Source organism: Gordonia sp. SMJS1, assembly GCF_029866425.1.
GTDB lineage: Bacteria > Actinomycetota > Actinomycetes > Mycobacteriales > Mycobacteriaceae > Gordonia > Gordonia hongkongensis.
Window position 1 is genome coordinate 3,451,447 of record NZ_CP123381.1, and the last position, 14,902, is coordinate 3,466,348.

Sequence of the window (14,902 nt, forward strand, 5' to 3'; positions counted from 1 at the left end):
GGCGCGGAGCACGCCGGACGCCGATCGTGCGACGCCGGGTCAGGCGAGCGCCTGCGCGATGACCTCCGCGACGGGGGTCGACGACCGGCCGATGAGCGATCGGAGATCGCCGGAAGTGGTGTCGAGCTCACCGCGGCTGATCCCGGCATCCGCGCCGGCCAGCATCGCGGCGACCGGTTCGGGCAGACCCGCGCTGACGAGAGCGGCCTGGTAGTCGGCTTCGGAGAGGTCGCGGTATTCGACGCTCGACCCGGACACCTCACCGATCGCTTGGGCGAATTCGCCGTAGGTCAGCCGCTCGTCGCCACCCAACTCGTAGACCTTGCCGACCTGGTCGGTGTCGGCGGTGAGGACCGCTGCGGCCGCAGCCGCGTAGTCGGCGCGAGCGGCGGCAGCGAGTCTCCCCTCACCCGCGGCACCCAGGAGTGTTCCGGTCGACGCCGCCTGCGGGATGGCGGCCAGGTAGTTCTCCCAATACCAGCCGTTGCGCAGGATCACGGCGGGCACCGACGACTCGTTCAGCCGGGCTTCGGTGGCGACGTGCTCGGGAGCCAGACCCAGACCGCTCGTGTCGGCGTGCAGCAGGCTGGTGTAGGCGATCAGTTCGACGGAGTTGGCCTCCGCCGCCTCGATCACGTTGGTGTGCTGGGCAACACGCTGCCCGACCGCCGAACCCGAGACCAGCAGCAACTTGTCGACGCCGGCGAGGGCGTCGACAAGTGATGCCGGATCGTCGTAGTCGGCGACACGGACCGAAACGCCTTGCGACACAAGATTCGAGGCCTTCGACTCGTCGCGGACGATCGCCACCACGTCGGGGGCGGCAATGCCCCGGGCGAGTAGTTCGTCGATCACGAGTCCGCCGAGCTGCCCCGTCGCGCCGGTCACTGCTGTGGTCATCTGATTCCTCATCTCTGTCGGTTGGACGACTCCCAGTATGCACTTACTTTTCGTAAGTGCAACACGAACTGTTAGCAAGGTCTCGTAGATTCGGCTACCGTTGAGCACATGACCGAGATGAGCGACCAGTCCCTCGAGGCGGACGTCTTCGCCCGGGACTGCTCGTCCCGGACGACACTGCAGACAGTCACCGGACGGTGGGGCAGCCTCGTGCTGATCGCTCTGGGAGAGAGCAACTATCGATTCAGCGCGCTGCGGCGACGCGTCGACGGCGTGAGCGAACGGATGCTCTCGCAGACCCTCCAGAGCCTCGAACGCGACGGCATGATCGTGCGCACCGTCCTCGAAGCCATCCCGCCGAAGGTCGAGTACCACCTCACTCCGCTCGGCAGGCAGGTCGCCGACCAGTTGAGCGGCCTGATCGAACTCGTGCAAGACAACATGCCGGCCGTCCGCGACGCCCAGGCCGACTACGACGAGCGACGCGGCGGCGACTGAAACCGCTCTCGTCGGGTACACGTGGAGACGTAGGAGTTCGACGACGAGAGGAGCGTCCCGATGACGTCACCGGAAGCCGACCTGCCGGTCGAGGCCAACGAGGCCGATGCACTCGAGCAGGCCCAGACGGCAGCGCCCGACCCCGCTGAAGGTGTCAACCCCAGCGTGCCGTTCGAAGCCGACGACGCCGACGCCGCCGAACAGGCCACCGAGGTCGAGATCGACCCCGAGGACTACCCCCGGGAGTAGCGCAGCGGGCGGCCTGGCCGCCGCATGCGGCTGACCGCCCGTTTTGTCGTCCGACATGACCATGCGCTAAAGTCTGTCCTCGGTCCTGATGACGCGCTCCACGAGCGCCGAGCAGGTCCGAGGCAGTCCCCCATAGCTCAATTGGCAGAGCATTCGACTGTTAATCGAACGGTTACTGGTTCGAGTCCAGTTGGGGGAGCAGAGAAATAGCAGGTCAGGCCCGGTTTTCACCGGGCCTTTCTTGTTTCGTACGGAATACGTGCGGAAACGTCCGAGCGGGTCGCCGACATACAAGTCGGCCCCGCTCGGTGCTACGAACACCGCCGGGGCCTCGATCCACGGAGGCACCCGTGAACCGTTCCCGCACTCTATCCCTCGTCGCCGGTGTGGCGACATTCCTCCTCGGGATCTACTTCGTCCCGATCGCTGTCATGGCCGCGTGCATCGAGCTGGGGTGGCACGCATGACCCCCATAACGCCCGAACCCGTCGAAACACTGATCCGTCACGCCTGGGACCTCTACGAGCAGGACTCCGAGTGCGACCACGCCGCCCACCTGCGTCAAGCTGTCTGGCAGCTCGAGGAAGCCGTCGACTACGGCCACGACGACGTCGAAGCACTTGCTCGCCGTGTCATCCAGGCGCTCTCCGTTGCGACCGGCGAAGAGGTCGGTGACATCCTGTCACCAACTCCATCCGTTGCCGCATGGTTGGAGTCAGACCAGTGAGCGCGTACAACGCCGGGGTGCGTGCCGCCCGCGAGGAACTCGCAGAACGCGCGGGCGCGTCGGGTGATGACAAACGGTGCGTCGCAGAGCAGATGCTGGCGACGATGACGCTGCGAGACGACGACGATTTCGAACGGGGCTACCGCGACGAGCTTGCCCACGTCCTAAACCGCTTGTGCAAGCACTGTGATCGAGTGTTCGCCGTCCCCAACTATTGGCGGACGTGCCCCGAGTGTCTGCCCATCGAGTACGCCGATGGGGAGGGATACACGCTTCTTGACGACCACCGCATATTCGAGATGGTCGACGGCTACTTCATTCACACGCTCATCGGGTCCGAGGGCGGCGAACTGCTCTACGTCGTTGATGGCGATGACAAGAATGCACCCTGCAAAGGCCTTCCAGTCCCGGACCACGAACGCCTCGGCAAACTCCCCGCCAAGTACACGATCAAGGTGTTGCGCGCGAAGTGTGGCCGTATGACCCGCTCGGGCAAGCCATGCCGCAACGGACCGTGGTGCCGGGTCCACCGATCACCTTCTCAGGGGCATCCCTGACACCAGTTCCCGACTCCGGGAAGTGGCACCTCCCATCCAGCTCTGACGGTCAACCGCGGTGCTCATCACCGCGGTTGCCGGGTTCAACTCCCGGCAGGGCACCAAGTAGGAGCGGATTCCAAATCCGAACCCCGTCGTCCTTGCAGAGCCCGACGCAAACCAGCCTGCTCCCTGTAGCCCAGTCGTACGCCGGGGACGTACGCCACCGCTCGCGTCGTCGCGAAACACGAGCCGGTGCCATGACGACAACACCTGTCCATCGGACACGGTGCTAGCAGTCGTGGCCTGACGCGATAGGTAGGCAAGGCTCGTGGGTCGAACGGGATGGGGTAGCTTCTGCCACCCTTGGGGTGTCCGTTGGCTGTGAACGAACTCCGCTCTCGAAGACACGGTTAAACGATGAACTCAAGTGGGGACCTGGACTGGCGTGACGCTAGTGGTTGCTACGCACCCGACTTGCGGAACCGGCCAGCGTCGAACGAGACCACCGTGTCGTCACCCTCCGACGCCGGCGCCGCCTTCTTCTTCGCGGAAGCCTCAGCCGCCCGCAAACGCATAATCTCGGCCTTCACACGCTCCAGCTGACCGTTCATGTTGCCGCGCAGCTGGGGCATGTCCGTGAAGGTCTCGGCCAGTAGGTCGTACCGGATCTCAGCCTCGGCGAGCTCGTCGCCAGCGGCCATCGCAGCGCTCAGGGTCGTGTACTTGTCAGCCATAACTTTTGGTCTCCCAGATGAATCGAGGGTTCACATACGTCGGACGGGCGGGTGGCCCTGCAGGTGGACGGCCTGTCGATTTCTCGCGGTTGCACTGCCGGCACACACCAACACAGTTGTCCAACGCGTCGGCCTCAACCTCTGACCAACCCATAGCGCGAGCCGCATCAGACGACACGATGTGATCCACCTGAAAAGACCTCGGATCAATTGGCGCAGCCTCGTACTCGATCTGCCCATCGACTGCCTGACAGTCAGCCGTGATCTGCAAGGCACACGGGGCGTCGCCGTCACGTCTACGGACCTCAGCGCGCCGACGATTGCGGATAGTGGTCGAAGCGAACGGCATCAGCTTTCAGTGCCTCTCTGCGGAGTTGCCAGACCCGGCGAAAAGTGCGGAAGTCCGCACTTTTCGCCAAGGGGGGTAGGGGGGGTCACACACACGGAGGCCTATGGCCAAGAGAGGCCGGATTCGTGGTGGTCGAGGGGACCTGCCCCTGGGGGGTTGTTGAGGGTGCGCGACCGGGGCGCAGAGCCATCCTCGGGCATCGGAACTGGCCCTCGTCGTGGGGTGGTCTTGCCGTGCTCTCATGTGGGTCACGGGTTGACGCCCTCGGTCGCGCGGTCTGTGTCGTCTTACTCGGGTGCGGTGACGGTGAATTTGCCGATGCGGTTGGGTTTGACGACGTTGGCTCCGAAGCGCCAGATGCAGCGGACTGCGATGCTGTCGGCGGCGAAGTAGGCGTGCTCGGAGATGGAGACCTCGACGTTGCCGACGGCGGAGACGACGGCGGTCTTGTCGACGACGAGACCGCTTCCGCTCGGTGCTGCCGGGGTGACGAGGACGGGAAGGTCGAGCAGGAACTTCTGGGCGTCGGTGGCGCCGGTGCCGAGCAGGCTGGTGTTGTAGTCCGCTGCGGTCTTGAACTTGCGCAGTGATGCCCAGGCGGTGGGTGACAGCACGATGTGCGACGGGTCAGCGCCGTTGCCCGCGAGGGTGGCGAGCAGGTCGACGAGACCGTCGAGGCTGTCAGCTACAGCTCCACCGTTGACGATGCCGGGGATGTTGAGCAGACCTGCAGGTGGTGTGACCGCGGGACTGGTCGGCGCTGCCTGGGCGATGTAGGCGGTGTTGCCGGCCTTGGTGACTGCTCGACGCACGCTGTCCGATAGGAGTTCTTGTGCGTTCGGCTGGACGAACTGCTCGCGGCTGAGGCGGATGATCTGGGCGACCTTGCCGGTGTGCACGAGGGCTTCGCTCAGGCCGGGGTTGGCCTCGTCGATGGTCACACCTTCGGCGGTGAAGGTGGCGGTGGCGTCGTCGACGTACTGGACGCGGACGGCGGGGGCGTCGCCCTCGATGGTGCCGGAGACGGTGGACGTCTCGAGGATGAGTGCGTCGGGTACGGCGTCGGCCGGGGGTACGGCGGTGAGGTCGGGGCTCCAGGCTTTGGTGCTGGTGATTGTGGTTTCGACAGCCATGGTTGTTGTGTCCTTACGGGTCTCGGATACGCGGCGAGCCGCGCACCTGTGAGTGGATTCTCTCGGTGCGCGGCTCGCGTCGTCCGGTGCCCGCGTGGGCTGTGTGTCGTCGAACCCTGGTGTCGCACCAGAGGTTCTGACTCCAGTCTACTTGGTGAACGCTTCTTTCCAAGCGTTGCGTTCTGAGCGGTTTATGCCGGTTCCTTCGCGGGGCACGACGGGGCCGCGCTTCTTGCGTTCGGCCGCACCGATCTCGAGTCCCAGCGTGTCCTTGGCAGCATGGGCGGCGGCGGCCACCTTGTCGGGGTCAACGAGACCGTCGTCGTCAAGGAGATCGGCAAGCGTGGTGTCGGTTGCCCACAGTGCCGCGGGCTTGCCGATGACGTCGGCGGCGAGGCGCTCGACTTCCGCGCGCTGCATCGTTTCGACGCGGCCGGCGAGGGTGTCGCGTTCGGCTTCGGTCTCGCGCAACTGGACCCGGTACCGCGCTTCCCGTTTGCTCTGCGGCTCAGGCGTTTCGGGGCTGTCGGGATCGGTGGTGTTGTCCTCCGGCTGGGGAGTTTCCCCGGTCGGCGGCGTGTCGGTGGTTTCGTTGTTGTCAATCATGTTGTCGGACATTGTGTTTCCTTTCCGGTTGTGTTGTCAGGCTGGATAGTCTCGTAGTTCTCGGATTCTTCGGGTTCCTCAGGTTTGAGGACGACCGCGGCGGCGTACCAGCGTGGTCCGCGCCAGCAGCGGACGGTGGTCATCTGTTGCGCTTCCATTCGGGAGTGCAGTTCTCGCTGTAGTTGCCGAGCCATTGAGGGGGTGCTGCGAGGTCGCCGTCGCGGCGCGATTGCTCCCGGCAGGTGCGTGTGTTCCAGGGCTCGCCGCGCCGTTCCACCCGCTCCTTGGTCGCACTGAGCCACGCGACGTGAGCGTTCAGAATTTCGATCATCTCGGCTTGTCGGGCGTGGGCGGCGTCGAGGTGTTCGATCGTCCCGTCCCACGGCCGACCCGTGTACTGCTCACAATTGCGGTTGAAGCGGTCGAACTGGTCGCGGTTCATTGGTGTGCCTTTCCGAGGCTTTCGAGGACGGGTGGCTTGCCATCGCTGGGGTCCAGGGTGGACGCAAGGTCCACCCCCTCTGAACTGCTGTTTTCATGGGTGGACCCCCGGTCCAGGGTGGACCGCTCAGGGAGTCGATAGCGGGTCCCGCGGTCTACCCGAATCTCAGTCACCGTTCCGTTGGCGACGAGGTCCGCCAGTGCCGCGGACACCTGGTCGCGCCAGTCCGACCGAGCCCGCGACCGCAGCTCGTTCCGGGGTAGCTCACCGTCGCGTTCAAGCCACCTGAGAACGCCGGCCTTGGCGCGTTCGAGTTTGCGCTCGGACACCACTTCATCCCGCTCTGCGACCGCGTGCGCCTTGGCCCGATTTGAGCGGCGAGCAGAGTCCCGCAGGACCGCGGCGATCCGTTCCCGGGTGCGGTCGGACTCTCGCATAAGCGTGCCGGCCAGCTCCCAGTCCTCATCGCTGATGCCGTCAGTGCGGGCGTCCAGAAGCATGAAACCGGCCGCGACCTTCAACCGGGTGAACATTGCGTGCCCGTCGAGCGGGTCCACTTCGCCTGAATCGGTGAGGACATGCCAGCGATGCTCGGCCAGAGCGTCACGGGCAATGTCCGGGATTTCGATCGTCCCGCCAACCCCATCGACGTTGACCGAGATCGGATCAGGGAGCGGGGGTCTCGCGCGGGGTGCGTCAGGATCACTGACGGGCATCCAGAGCGTCCTCTGCGCGGTACCTGCACGGTCGCCGAGTAGGGCGTCGGCGCGCTCAGGCTGGACCCCCACGGAGATGATGGCGCGGTAGGAGTGCGCGGGTGCGTACCGCCGTGCCGCGGCGTTCAACTGTCCGATGGGCTCACCGGACCAGACCTGTCTGATAGTCGACATGATCGTCGACCCCTGCCGCTTGGCGAGCGCGGCAAGACCATCGACCTCGTGAACGTCGATGACAGCGGAGCGGCACGCTTGGTCGCCGTCCTTGTCAGTAGCGAACAGAGCGGCGAGTCCTTCGCCTGAACCGATCGACCACCGTTCGACGTTGCCGCCGCGCGGGAATCGCACAGCGTGCTGTGCGGCTCGTTCTCCGCGTCCCTTCCCTGCTCCTGACTGGCCGACGAACGCGATGCACAGGTTGAGCGATCCGCCGTCGGGGAGTTGGAGGTCGGGATCGGTGGATGCGATGGCGTTGCCGATGACGCCGGCCAGGACCGCGACGGGGCCGGCGCCGCTCGCGCGGGCGTAGTCGCGGATGTGACGCAGTACGGGACGTGCTTCCCAGAGGTCAGTCATCATGCACCCACCCGCTCGATGTAGGCCCCGGACTTGAGAGCCTGGTCCCGGTCGCGAACTCGGCGTGCAACGGCGGCCCAATCGTCGGCCTGGGAGACCTCAACTGCGGCTTCCTTGATGGCCTGACGGCGGTCAGCGAGCGCGGCGAGGCTGTCCTCGAGAACTGCCCGCGTGCCGGCATGCAGCACGGCCAAGAGCTTGGCTCGGTCGCCGTCGGTGAGCGCGCACCATGCGGATGATCCGGCTGCGGGCGCAGGACCGCCGTGCGTGCCAACGATGCGCTGGACGTACGAACGAACTTCGGTGTATGCGTCAGTCATGGCGCACCGCCTTGCGCCGGCACTTCGGACCTACAACCGCTGCAACGGATTTCGGTGCAGTCAGCGGATGCCCGCACACACGGCACGGGATCGACACCGTGTAGCCCAGGTCGGTTGCGGCCTGGATGACAGCGTGTTTGTAAATCTCGTCGGCGGTGGGCGACGTGATGCGGAGATCGGGGTTATGCTTGTCGTGATCCGCCGCCCAAGTGGATTTCCGAGCCCCGCCGTTCGCCCCGGCGGGGTTTCGTTTTCTGGTCATTCGATGTCACCGCCAATTTCGTTGGCGTCACCGAAAAGGCCCACGTCTGCCTGATCTTCAAGTTGCGTGTAGTCGGGGTCAGTCATGCGGCACCGCCGAACGGACGCATTGCGGCATCAACCTCGTTGAGATCCAAGCGAATTAGGCGTTTTCCGCTGCGGTAACCGGTGAGGCGGCCATCGGCGATCATCTGCCGGACCGTGCGATCGGTGACGCCGATATAGTCGGCTGTCGCCTGGATGGAAGCCCAACGCCGATTGGCGCGGGCGACAAGTCTGGACACGTGATACTCCAAAGTCAAGAAAGATTTGGGTGAGGACCCGTCATTGACCGTTGACGTACACGTATCCAGAGAGTCGAGGCTCTGGGCGCCAATTGACCGTGGGCGCTGCCACGTAGTTGTTGCCGACTAAGACCGACCGTATCAGCAATTTTCCGCTTAGTGCCGCACCAGGTCTATTGCGTGTCGCCACCGATGAGTTTCGAGAGCGCCTCGGCGATCTTCTTATCGCGGCCTTTGGCGGCATGCTGATACTTCATCGCGGCCGATACTGTCGAATGTCCAAGTCGCTGTTGCAATTCCGCGAGCGTTGCACCAGTGAGGGCGGCCAGGACCGCGCCAGTGTGACGCAAATCGTGAAACCTGAGATCGTCGCGGCCCGCGGCCCGACGGGCTGGGTAGAACCAGCGATAGAGCGAAGTCGGGGTGAGGTAGCCGCCGTTTCCGGCCTCGAATAGCAGCGCATCGCGGCCGCGGCCGACGTGTTGCTCGAGGTGCTCGGTAGCGAGCGGGATCAGGTGAGGCGGCATGTGGACCACGCGGACGCCGGCCTCGGACTTCGGGGTGGTCACGACGTACTGACCATCGGCCCGTCTGATCGCTGCACGTGTGACCGACACGGTGCCCTGCGCGAGGTCGATGTCACTCCGACGCAACTCGATGAGCTCGCCGTACCGAAGGGCGCACCAGGCGGCGAACTGCACCATCAGTCGCAACCGTTCGGGCATGTTCTCGACGATGGTCATCAGCTCTTCGACGGTGGCCGGAGTGGTGCGTGACTTTCGCTGGGCTGACCCGGCGCCCTCGACGCGGCAGGGGTTGGCGTCGATGTACTCGGCGCTCACTGCTGAGGACATGATGGTCCGCATCAGGCTGTAGGCGTGCGCCCGCATCGTGGCCTTGGTGGGCAGGAGATGCGCGTGCCACTGGCGAACCATCGCCGGGGTGATGCCGTCGAGGGGGGAGTCCCCGAACTCGGGGATGAGGTGTCTGTCGAGTAGTTCGCGGTAGTGGTCGCGGGTGCGGGTCTTGAGCGGGCGGCCACGCACGGTGCGGGTCTCGAGCCATTCGTCGGCGTAGTCACCGAACATCGGCACGGCAGGTCGGTCGGCGTCGACCGGGTTCCACAGATTGCGGTCGATCTCACGTCGACGGTCGGCGAGCCACGCCTCCGCGTCGAGCTTGGTCTCGAATGTTGAGGGTGCTTTGTGCAGCGCGCCGTCGGGCCCGGTGTAGTTCGCCTGCCACCGTCCGCTCGGGAGCTTTCGAAGCCCGCCGAACGCACGCCGAGTTCGCTTCGTCGCCATGCTTGTCCCCCTCGGCGTGCAGATTACGTGCAGAATCAGCCTACAGAATCTTCCCCTTGCTTCCGCAACGCTCACAAGTTACTGTCAGGCGTGTTGGCAGGTCACAGACGTGAAACCGCTGACTAGCGGCCCGATCGGCACTCCGCTTCGTTCACTGGTTCGAGTCCAGTTGGGGGAGCAAGAGGCCCGTCACCCGCGTCGGCAGGTGACGGGTTTTCTCGTCTTCGGCAGTCGTGCCGGTCCGCATTCATATGACCGTCGCCCGTGCGGTAATGTCCAGCAGCGGGCTCTCGGGCCCACGGGGCGGTAGCTCAGTCGGTTAGAGCCGCGGACTCATAATCCGTAGGTCGCGGGTTCGAGCCCCGCCCGCCCCACGCACGAAAAGCGTTGTAGCACAGAGCGAGAGCAAACAATCCCCCGGCCGGGCCCGCAGCGCTCACTCACCCACTGTGGGTGGCACATCGGTCGAGTCGGCCATCACCGCAGAGCCACTGAGTGTCTCGTTGGCGCGGCGCTCGACCAGCAGCGGCACGAAGTCGCGCACGTCGGTGCCGTCGAAGTGTCGGTACGCGGCTTCGACCGCATCGGCCACTTCCTCGGGTTTTCTGTCGCCGTACATCCCGATCAGGCGGTGCTGAACCTCGGTGACCTGCCGGCGCTCGTCATTCGCGTCCACGCTCCCACGCTAGGCAGCGACCGGTCGTCTCCCAGTGTGGGAGGCAAACCGTCGTCGACTGTTCAGCTGAAGTTCGTCGCCGGCCGCCGCCACCGGGCTCATCGTTCGACGCGACACCAGTACTCGGTCTCACCGGGAATGGGCGTGAGTCTGACCTCTCCGCCCTCGGGACGGTCGAACAGCCGGATGCCCGCCCCCAGGAACACCGGGACGAAGAACACGAGCACCTCGTCGAGCAGCCCGTGATCGATCATCTGTCGCGCGACGTCGGCGCCGATGACGGTGACGTAACCATCGCCGGCCGTCCGGGCGGCGAGGTCGACCGCCTCGTGCAGATCCGAGACGAACGTGAAGCCGTCGACGGGGTCCGCCGGCGGGTTGTGTGTGAGAACGACGGCGGGACCGTCGTATTCGCCGCCGAACGCACCCTCGCGGTCGGTGCCCTTGTTGGGGTCATCGCCGCGGAACGACCGGTTGCCGACCAACACCGCGCCGGTACCACGCATCAACCGGTCGGCCGCGTCGTCGGCTGCCCGGTTCTGTCCCTCGGCGGGGACGTCGAAGAACCGGGTCAGCCACGACATGTCCCCGCCGGGGCCCGCGATGTACCCGTCGAGCGATGCGGTCGCCGAATAGATGGTGGTCGCCATGATCAGTGCCCTTCGTAGCGGTGTCGACAGATAGACCGGCGCCACCACGCGAACTCATCGGCCCGGCGGGGGCTTCGACTCGGCTCAACCCACAGCGCCGGCGCGACCGGCAGGACTCAGCCCGCGTCGACGATGGGGTCGACCGCCTGTTCCAGCAGGCTCCGACGGTAGGCCTCGAGGGCGACGAGATCGCCGAAGACCGCGTTGTACCCGTCCGGGTCGTCGCTGGGTGCCATCCGGCGCAGACGCGACTTGATGTCGGCGATCTGGGAACCGACCCACACCTCTTGCAGCCGGGCGAGCACGCTCGTGATGTAGCGCGCGATGTTGTCCTCGTCGACCGGCATCGACTCGACCGCCAGCTCGGTCACCAGCGGGTCGATGACGGGGTCGTCGACGGCATTGCGCACGGCGTCGACCCAGGCCGCGCCACCCAGCCCGGCCGACGTGCCCCCGAGGCCGGTCATCGCCTGCCGGATGATGGCGTAGGCCGGCTCGTTGAAGCACTCGACGGGCAGCGAGTCGAAGACCGTGCCGGCGATCGCCGGATACTGCAGCGCCGCCTTCAGTGCTTCCCGCTGCGGCCACAGGCGCGGGTCGTTGGGCTGGGGGCGGGCGGACGTCGGCGCGGCCTCCGCCTCCGGCCGATTACGAGCACCGCGACCGCTCCCCCGACTGCCGGAGTTACTGACGCCCTGCGCCTTTCGGATTCTCGCGCCTTCTTCGCGGACTCTGCCGAGAACCTGGGAGACCTCCTCCCAACCGACCCAACCCGCCAGCTGGCGGGCGTACTCGTCACGCAGCGCGATGTCCTTGATCCGGGCGACCACCGGGACGGTGTCGCGCAACGCGTGGACGCGGCCCTCGGCGGTGTCGAGGTCGTGGCCGGCGAGGAGGGCCTTGATCGCGAACTCGAACATCGGCACCCGACGCGCGACCAGGTCGCGGACGGCGGCGTCGCCCTTCTCCTGCCGGAGTTCGCAGGGGTCCATGCCGTCGGGCGCGATCGCCACGAACGTCTGCCCCGAGATGGACTGTTCGCCCTCGAAGGCCTTGAGCGCGGCTGCTTTTCCGGCATCGTCCCCGTCGAACGTGTAGATCACCTCGCCGCGGAAGTACGAGTCGTCCATCATCAGCCGCCGGATGAGGGCGAGGTGGTCCTCACCGAAGGCGGTCCCACACGAGGCGACCGCGGTGGTGACGCCGGCCAGATGCATCGCCATGACGTCGGTGTAGCCCTCGACGACCACCACCTGATGTCCCTTGGCGATGCTCTTCTTCGCGTGATCGAGACCGAACAGCACCTGAGACTTCTTGTACAGCATGGTTTCCGGCGTGTTCATGTACTTGCCGAGGTTGTCGTCGTCGAACAGTTTGCGGGCGCCGAAGCCGATGATGTCCCCGCCGAGGTTGCGGATCGGCCACAGGAGACGGCGATGGAAGCGGTCGATCGGCGCCTTGCGTCCTTGTTTGGACAGGCCGGCGGCCTCTAGTTCGCTGAACTCGAAGCCCTGCGACAGCAGCGCCTTGGTCATCGTGTCCCAGCCGGCAGGTGCGTAACCGCAACCGAATTGGACGGCCGCCACCGCGTCGAAGTCGCGTTCCTTGAGGTAGTCGCGCGCCGGCTGCGCCTCGGGTGACTGCAGCGCGGCCGCGTAGAACTTGGCCGCGGCGGCGTTGGCGGCCACCAATCGCGCGCGGGTGCCGCGGTCCCGCTTGATGGCGGTACCGCCGCCCTCGTAGTTGATCTGGTAGCCGATCCGATCGGCGAGCTGCTCGACCGCCTCGACGAAGCTGATGTGCTCCTGCTTCTGCAAGAAGCTGTAGACGTCGCCGCCCTCGCCGCAGCCGAAGCAGTGGAAGTGGCCGTGATTGGGACGGACGTGGAACGACGGCGACTTCTCGTCGTGGAAGGGGCACAGACCCTTGAGGCTGTCGGCACCGGCGCGCCGGAGGGCGACGTAGTCGCCGACGATGTCCTCGATCCTCGTCTGCTCACGGATCGCCGTGATGTCGCGATCGGGAATTCGGCCTGCCACGCGACCAGTGTAGTGACGCCGGTGAGGCCGCCCGGCCGGTGCTTCGTCGACCACGCCCGGCCTACCCCAGATGCGCCTGGGCCCCCGAATTGTGCTTGTCGGTGCGCTCGAGCCGGCCTTCGGTCATGGACGCGATCTGGTCGACGATGACCCGCATCCGGGCGGCATCGTCGGACGCGGCGTTCCACCACGGCACGAAGATCGGGTCCAGGCCCCCGGGCGCCGCCTCGGCGAACCAGTTCGCGACCCGGTGGATGCGTTCCCGCTGACGACGCTGCGTCGCCTTGTGCCGCTCGTTGGAGAAGATGAAACGCAGTGCCAGGGTCTTGAGCATCGACACCTCGGCGGCGATGAGTTCCGGCACCTCGAGGTCGGCGTCGTAGCGCGAGACCGGCCGGTCGCCGACCACCTCGCGGGTGCCGGTGATCGCGGCCGACGCGAAGCGGCCGATGAACTCACTGGTCAACCTCTTGAGCGCGACGTAGGAGTCGAGCGTGCCGTCGAAGACACCCACCGACCGCACGATGTCCATGCGGTGCAGGCGGGCGGCGGCGTCGACGAGGGCCTCAGGGTCGAGACCCGGGAATTCCTTGGCGCCGATGTCGGCGAGCGCGCGTTGGTCCTGCGGATCGCCGAGGGTCCGCAGGTCGATTCGGCCACCGATGACGCCGTCCTCGAGGTCGTGCACGGAGTACGCCACGTCGTCGGACCAGTCCATGATCTGGGCCTCGACGCACTGTCGGGTCCCGGGCGCCTCCCGACGAATCCACGCCAGCATGGCGGCATCGTCGTCGTAGGCGCCGAACTTGCCTCCGGGCGTGCGTCGGGTCCACGGATACTTCAGGGTCGCGTCCAGCGACGCGCGGGTGAGGTTGAGGCCGGCGCTGCGCCCGTCGGCATCGAGCAGCTTGGGTTCGAGCCGCGTCAGGATGCGCAGGTTCTGGGCATTGCCCTCGAAACCACCGTGCTCCGCCGCCACCTCGTCGAGCGCGCGTTCGCCGTTGTGTCCGTAGGGCGGATGCCCGATGTCGTGGGCGAGTCCGGCGAGTTCGACAAGGTCGGGTTCGGCGCCGAGACCGATGGCGATCCCCCGGCCGATCTGCCCGACCTCGAGCGAATGTGTGAGCCGGGTACGGGGCGTGTCGCCCTCGCGCGGACCGACGACCTGCGTCTTGTCGGCCAGCCTGCGCAGGGCGGCCGAGTGCAGGACCCGCGCACGGTCCCGCGCGAAGTCGCTTCGATGGTCGGTCCGGGTGCCGGGCAGGCTCGCGACCTTGGCGCCCTCGGGCACGAACCGCTCGACGGCCTCTTCGCCGTAGGTTGCCACCGTCGGGAGCACATGCCCGACCGTCTCGGGACCCTGTCGGGTGCTAGTCAAGCACCCAGCCCCGGGCGACGGCGAAGTCGGTGACCCGCTGCCTGATCGCCACGATCTGACGAGCCGTGAGGGCGCCGTCGGCGTCGAGGAGCAGCTCGGTGAGCTCTTCGGTGAACGCGGCGGCATCCAGCGAGCCGCCCCCGCCGCGCGGACGACGACTGCCGCGGTCGTCGTGACGTCCGCGGTCGCCCCGGTCGCCTCGGTCACGGTCGCGGCCGTGGTGCTCGTCGCGGCGGTGCGCCCGTGCGCCGGCGGTGTCGTCGGCCGGCGCGGCCTCGGTCACCGCGACGTTGACGGCCTTGGAACCGCGGTCGGTCTCCTCGATGTCGAAGGACACCTTGGCACCCGGTTTCAACGAGTTCTCGTCGATGTCGATGTCGTTGATGTGGAGGAACACATCGGCGCCGCCCGATTCCGGCGCCAAGAACCCGAATCCCCGATTCGCGTCGTAATGAACGACTTTCCCGCTGACAGACACGACTCCACTCACTCTCTCGTCGCGCGCACGACGGACCCCATGC

The 14,902-nt window shown here is 66.3% G+C and carries 19 protein-coding genes and 2 tRNA genes; 6 read left to right on the top strand and 15 right to left on the bottom strand.

Annotated features, from left to right (window positions below; all coding sequences use genetic code 11):
- Positions 1 to 39: 39 nt before the first annotated feature.
- On the bottom strand, positions 40 to 900 hold the full coding sequence (locus QAD21_RS15715) for an SDR family oxidoreductase (protein ID WP_165629866.1): 861 nt from the start codon (positions 898 to 900) through the stop codon (positions 40 to 42).
- 108 nt (positions 901 to 1,008) lie between these two features.
- On the opposite strand from QAD21_RS15715, the gene QAD21_RS15720 reads away from it, so the two are divergent.
- The 5 genes from QAD21_RS15720 to QAD21_RS15740 all read left to right on the top strand — a co-directional run bounded on the left by QAD21_RS15720 (position 1,009) and on the right by QAD21_RS15740 (position 2,931).
- A complete protein-coding gene (locus QAD21_RS15720) occupies positions 1,009 to 1,398 on the top strand; it encodes a helix-turn-helix domain-containing protein (protein ID WP_068971883.1) in 390 nt (129 codons plus the stop codon).
- Between the two features lie 60 nt (positions 1,399 to 1,458).
- Entirely contained in the window at positions 1,459 to 1,647 is a 189-nt protein-coding gene (locus tag QAD21_RS15725) for a hypothetical protein (protein ID WP_058252067.1), read from the top strand.
- 126 nt (positions 1,648 to 1,773) lie between these two features.
- A tRNA-Asn gene (locus tag QAD21_RS15730) sits at positions 1,774 to 1,846 on the top strand.
- 264 nt (positions 1,847 to 2,110) lie between these two features.
- The gene (locus tag QAD21_RS15735; RefSeq protein ID WP_280359832.1) at positions 2,111 to 2,374 is read left to right on the top strand and encodes a hypothetical protein; all 264 of its coding nucleotides are present in this window, start codon (positions 2,111 to 2,113) and stop codon (positions 2,372 to 2,374) included.
- Positions 2,371 to 2,931 (top strand): hypothetical protein, encoded by a 561-nt coding sequence (locus QAD21_RS15740; RefSeq protein WP_280359833.1) that lies wholly within the window; start codon positions 2,371 to 2,373, stop codon positions 2,929 to 2,931. Before QAD21_RS15735 ends, QAD21_RS15740 begins: the two co-directional genes overlap by 4 nt.
- A gap of 443 nt (positions 2,932 to 3,374) precedes the next feature.
- Here the strand turns inward: QAD21_RS15740 and QAD21_RS15745 are convergent, their stop codons facing one another.
- From QAD21_RS15745 to QAD21_RS15785, 9 genes are all read right to left on the bottom strand, one after another.
- Positions 3,375 to 3,647: a hypothetical protein gene (locus QAD21_RS15745; RefSeq protein WP_280359834.1), complete on the bottom strand. Its 273-nt coding sequence runs from the start codon at positions 3,645 to 3,647 to the stop codon at positions 3,375 to 3,377.
- A gap of 636 nt (positions 3,648 to 4,283) precedes the next feature.
- The gene (locus QAD21_RS15750) at positions 4,284 to 5,129 is read right to left on the bottom strand and encodes a phage major capsid protein (protein ID WP_280359836.1); all 846 of its coding nucleotides are present in this window, start codon (positions 5,127 to 5,129) and stop codon (positions 4,284 to 4,286) included.
- A 147-nt stretch (positions 5,130 to 5,276) separates the two neighbouring features.
- Positions 5,277 to 5,747, bottom strand: a complete 471-nt coding sequence (locus QAD21_RS15755) for a hypothetical protein (RefSeq protein ID WP_280359837.1) — start codon at positions 5,745 to 5,747, stop codon at positions 5,277 to 5,279.
- Positions 5,748 to 5,874: 127 nt separating this feature from the next.
- Positions 5,875 to 6,177 carry a hypothetical protein gene (locus QAD21_RS15760; RefSeq protein ID WP_280359838.1) on the bottom strand — a complete coding sequence of 101 codons (303 nt, stop codon included), beginning with the start codon at positions 6,175 to 6,177 and terminating at the stop codon, positions 5,875 to 5,877.
- Complete coding sequence (locus QAD21_RS15765; protein WP_280359839.1) at positions 6,174 to 7,241, bottom strand: hypothetical protein; 1,068 nt, start codon at positions 7,239 to 7,241, stop codon at positions 6,174 to 6,176. The genes QAD21_RS15760 and QAD21_RS15765 overlap by 4 nt, the downstream gene beginning before the upstream one ends.
- A 227-nt stretch (positions 7,242 to 7,468) precedes the next feature.
- Positions 7,469 to 7,789, bottom strand: coding sequence for a DUF2742 domain-containing protein (locus QAD21_RS15770; protein WP_280359840.1), 321 nt, complete (start codon positions 7,787 to 7,789; stop codon positions 7,469 to 7,471).
- A complete protein-coding gene (locus tag QAD21_RS15775; RefSeq protein WP_280359841.1) occupies positions 7,782 to 8,051 on the bottom strand; it encodes a DUF6011 domain-containing protein in 270 nt (89 codons plus the stop codon). The genes QAD21_RS15770 and QAD21_RS15775 overlap by 8 nt, the downstream gene beginning before the upstream one ends.
- 82 nt (positions 8,052 to 8,133) lie before the next feature.
- Positions 8,134 to 8,334: an excisionase family DNA-binding protein gene (locus QAD21_RS15780; RefSeq protein WP_280359842.1), complete on the bottom strand. Its 201-nt coding sequence runs from the start codon at positions 8,332 to 8,334 to the stop codon at positions 8,134 to 8,136.
- Positions 8,335 to 8,507: 173 nt separating this feature from the next.
- The gene (locus QAD21_RS15785) at positions 8,508 to 9,638 is read right to left on the bottom strand and encodes a site-specific integrase (RefSeq protein WP_280359843.1); all 1,131 of its coding nucleotides are present in this window, start codon (positions 9,636 to 9,638) and stop codon (positions 8,508 to 8,510) included.
- Positions 9,639 to 9,938: 300 nt separating this feature from the next.
- Between QAD21_RS15785 and QAD21_RS15790 the strand changes: the two genes are divergently transcribed.
- Positions 9,939 to 10,012 (top strand) — tRNA-Ile (locus QAD21_RS15790).
- A gap of 62 nt (positions 10,013 to 10,074) precedes the next feature.
- Here QAD21_RS15790 and QAD21_RS15795 read toward each other — a convergent pair.
- The 5 genes from QAD21_RS15795 to QAD21_RS15815 all read right to left on the bottom strand — a co-directional run bounded on the left by QAD21_RS15795 (position 10,075) and on the right by QAD21_RS15815 (position 14,859).
- Complete coding sequence (locus QAD21_RS15795; RefSeq protein ID WP_058252068.1) at positions 10,075 to 10,314, bottom strand: hypothetical protein; 240 nt, start codon at positions 10,312 to 10,314, stop codon at positions 10,075 to 10,077.
- Positions 10,315 to 10,412: 98 nt separating this feature from the next.
- The gene (locus tag QAD21_RS15800; protein ID WP_068970370.1) at positions 10,413 to 10,964 is read right to left on the bottom strand and encodes a dihydrofolate reductase family protein; all 552 of its coding nucleotides are present in this window, start codon (positions 10,962 to 10,964) and stop codon (positions 10,413 to 10,415) included.
- Between the two features lie 116 nt (positions 10,965 to 11,080).
- A complete protein-coding gene (dnaG, locus tag QAD21_RS15805) occupies positions 11,081 to 13,003 on the bottom strand; it encodes a DNA primase (RefSeq protein ID WP_280359844.1) in 1,923 nt (640 codons plus the stop codon).
- A gap of 61 nt (positions 13,004 to 13,064) precedes the next feature.
- Positions 13,065 to 14,381, bottom strand: coding sequence for a deoxyguanosinetriphosphate triphosphohydrolase (locus QAD21_RS15810; protein WP_165629865.1), 1,317 nt, complete (start codon positions 14,379 to 14,381; stop codon positions 13,065 to 13,067).
- A complete protein-coding gene (locus QAD21_RS15815; RefSeq protein WP_058252071.1) occupies positions 14,374 to 14,859 on the bottom strand; it encodes a cold shock domain-containing protein in 486 nt (161 codons plus the stop codon). The genes QAD21_RS15810 and QAD21_RS15815 overlap by 8 nt, the downstream gene beginning before the upstream one ends.
- Between the last annotated feature and the right edge of the window lie 43 nt (positions 14,860 to 14,902).

Bases quoted from the DNA above. Each gene is read 5' to 3' on its own strand.
- QAD21_RS15715 (WP_165629866.1), bottom strand. From the start codon at position 900: ATGACCACAGCAGTGACCGGCGCGACGGGGCAGCTCGGCGGACTCGTG.
- QAD21_RS15720 (WP_068971883.1), top strand. From the start codon at position 1,009: ATGACCGAGATGAGCGACCAGTCCCTCGAGGCGGACGTCTTCGCCCGG.
- QAD21_RS15725 (WP_058252067.1), top strand. From the start codon at position 1,459: ATGACGTCACCGGAAGCCGACCTGCCGGTCGAGGCCAACGAGGCCGAT.
- QAD21_RS15735 (WP_280359832.1), top strand. From the start codon at position 2,111: ATGACCCCCATAACGCCCGAACCCGTCGAAACACTGATCCGTCACGCC.
- QAD21_RS15745 (WP_280359834.1), bottom strand. From the start codon at position 3,647: ATGGCTGACAAGTACACGACCCTGAGCGCTGCGATGGCCGCTGGCGAC.
- QAD21_RS15750 (WP_280359836.1), bottom strand. From the start codon at position 5,129: ATGGCTGTCGAAACCACAATCACCAGCACCAAAGCCTGGAGCCCCGAC.
- QAD21_RS15755 (WP_280359837.1), bottom strand. From the start codon at position 5,747: ATGTCCGACAACATGATTGACAACAACGAAACCACCGACACGCCGCCG.
- QAD21_RS15760 (WP_280359838.1), bottom strand. From the start codon at position 6,177: ATGAACCGCGACCAGTTCGACCGCTTCAACCGCAATTGTGAGCAGTAC.
- QAD21_RS15770 (WP_280359840.1), bottom strand. From the start codon at position 7,789: ATGACTGACGCATACACCGAAGTTCGTTCGTACGTCCAGCGCATCGTT.
- QAD21_RS15775 (WP_280359841.1), bottom strand. From the start codon at position 8,051: ATGACCAGAAAACGAAACCCCGCCGGGGCGAACGGCGGGGCTCGGAAA.
- QAD21_RS15785 (WP_280359843.1), bottom strand. From the start codon at position 9,638: ATGGCGACGAAGCGAACTCGGCGTGCGTTCGGCGGGCTTCGAAAGCTC.
- QAD21_RS15800 (WP_068970370.1), bottom strand. From the start codon at position 10,964: ATGGCGACCACCATCTATTCGGCGACCGCATCGCTCGACGGGTACATC.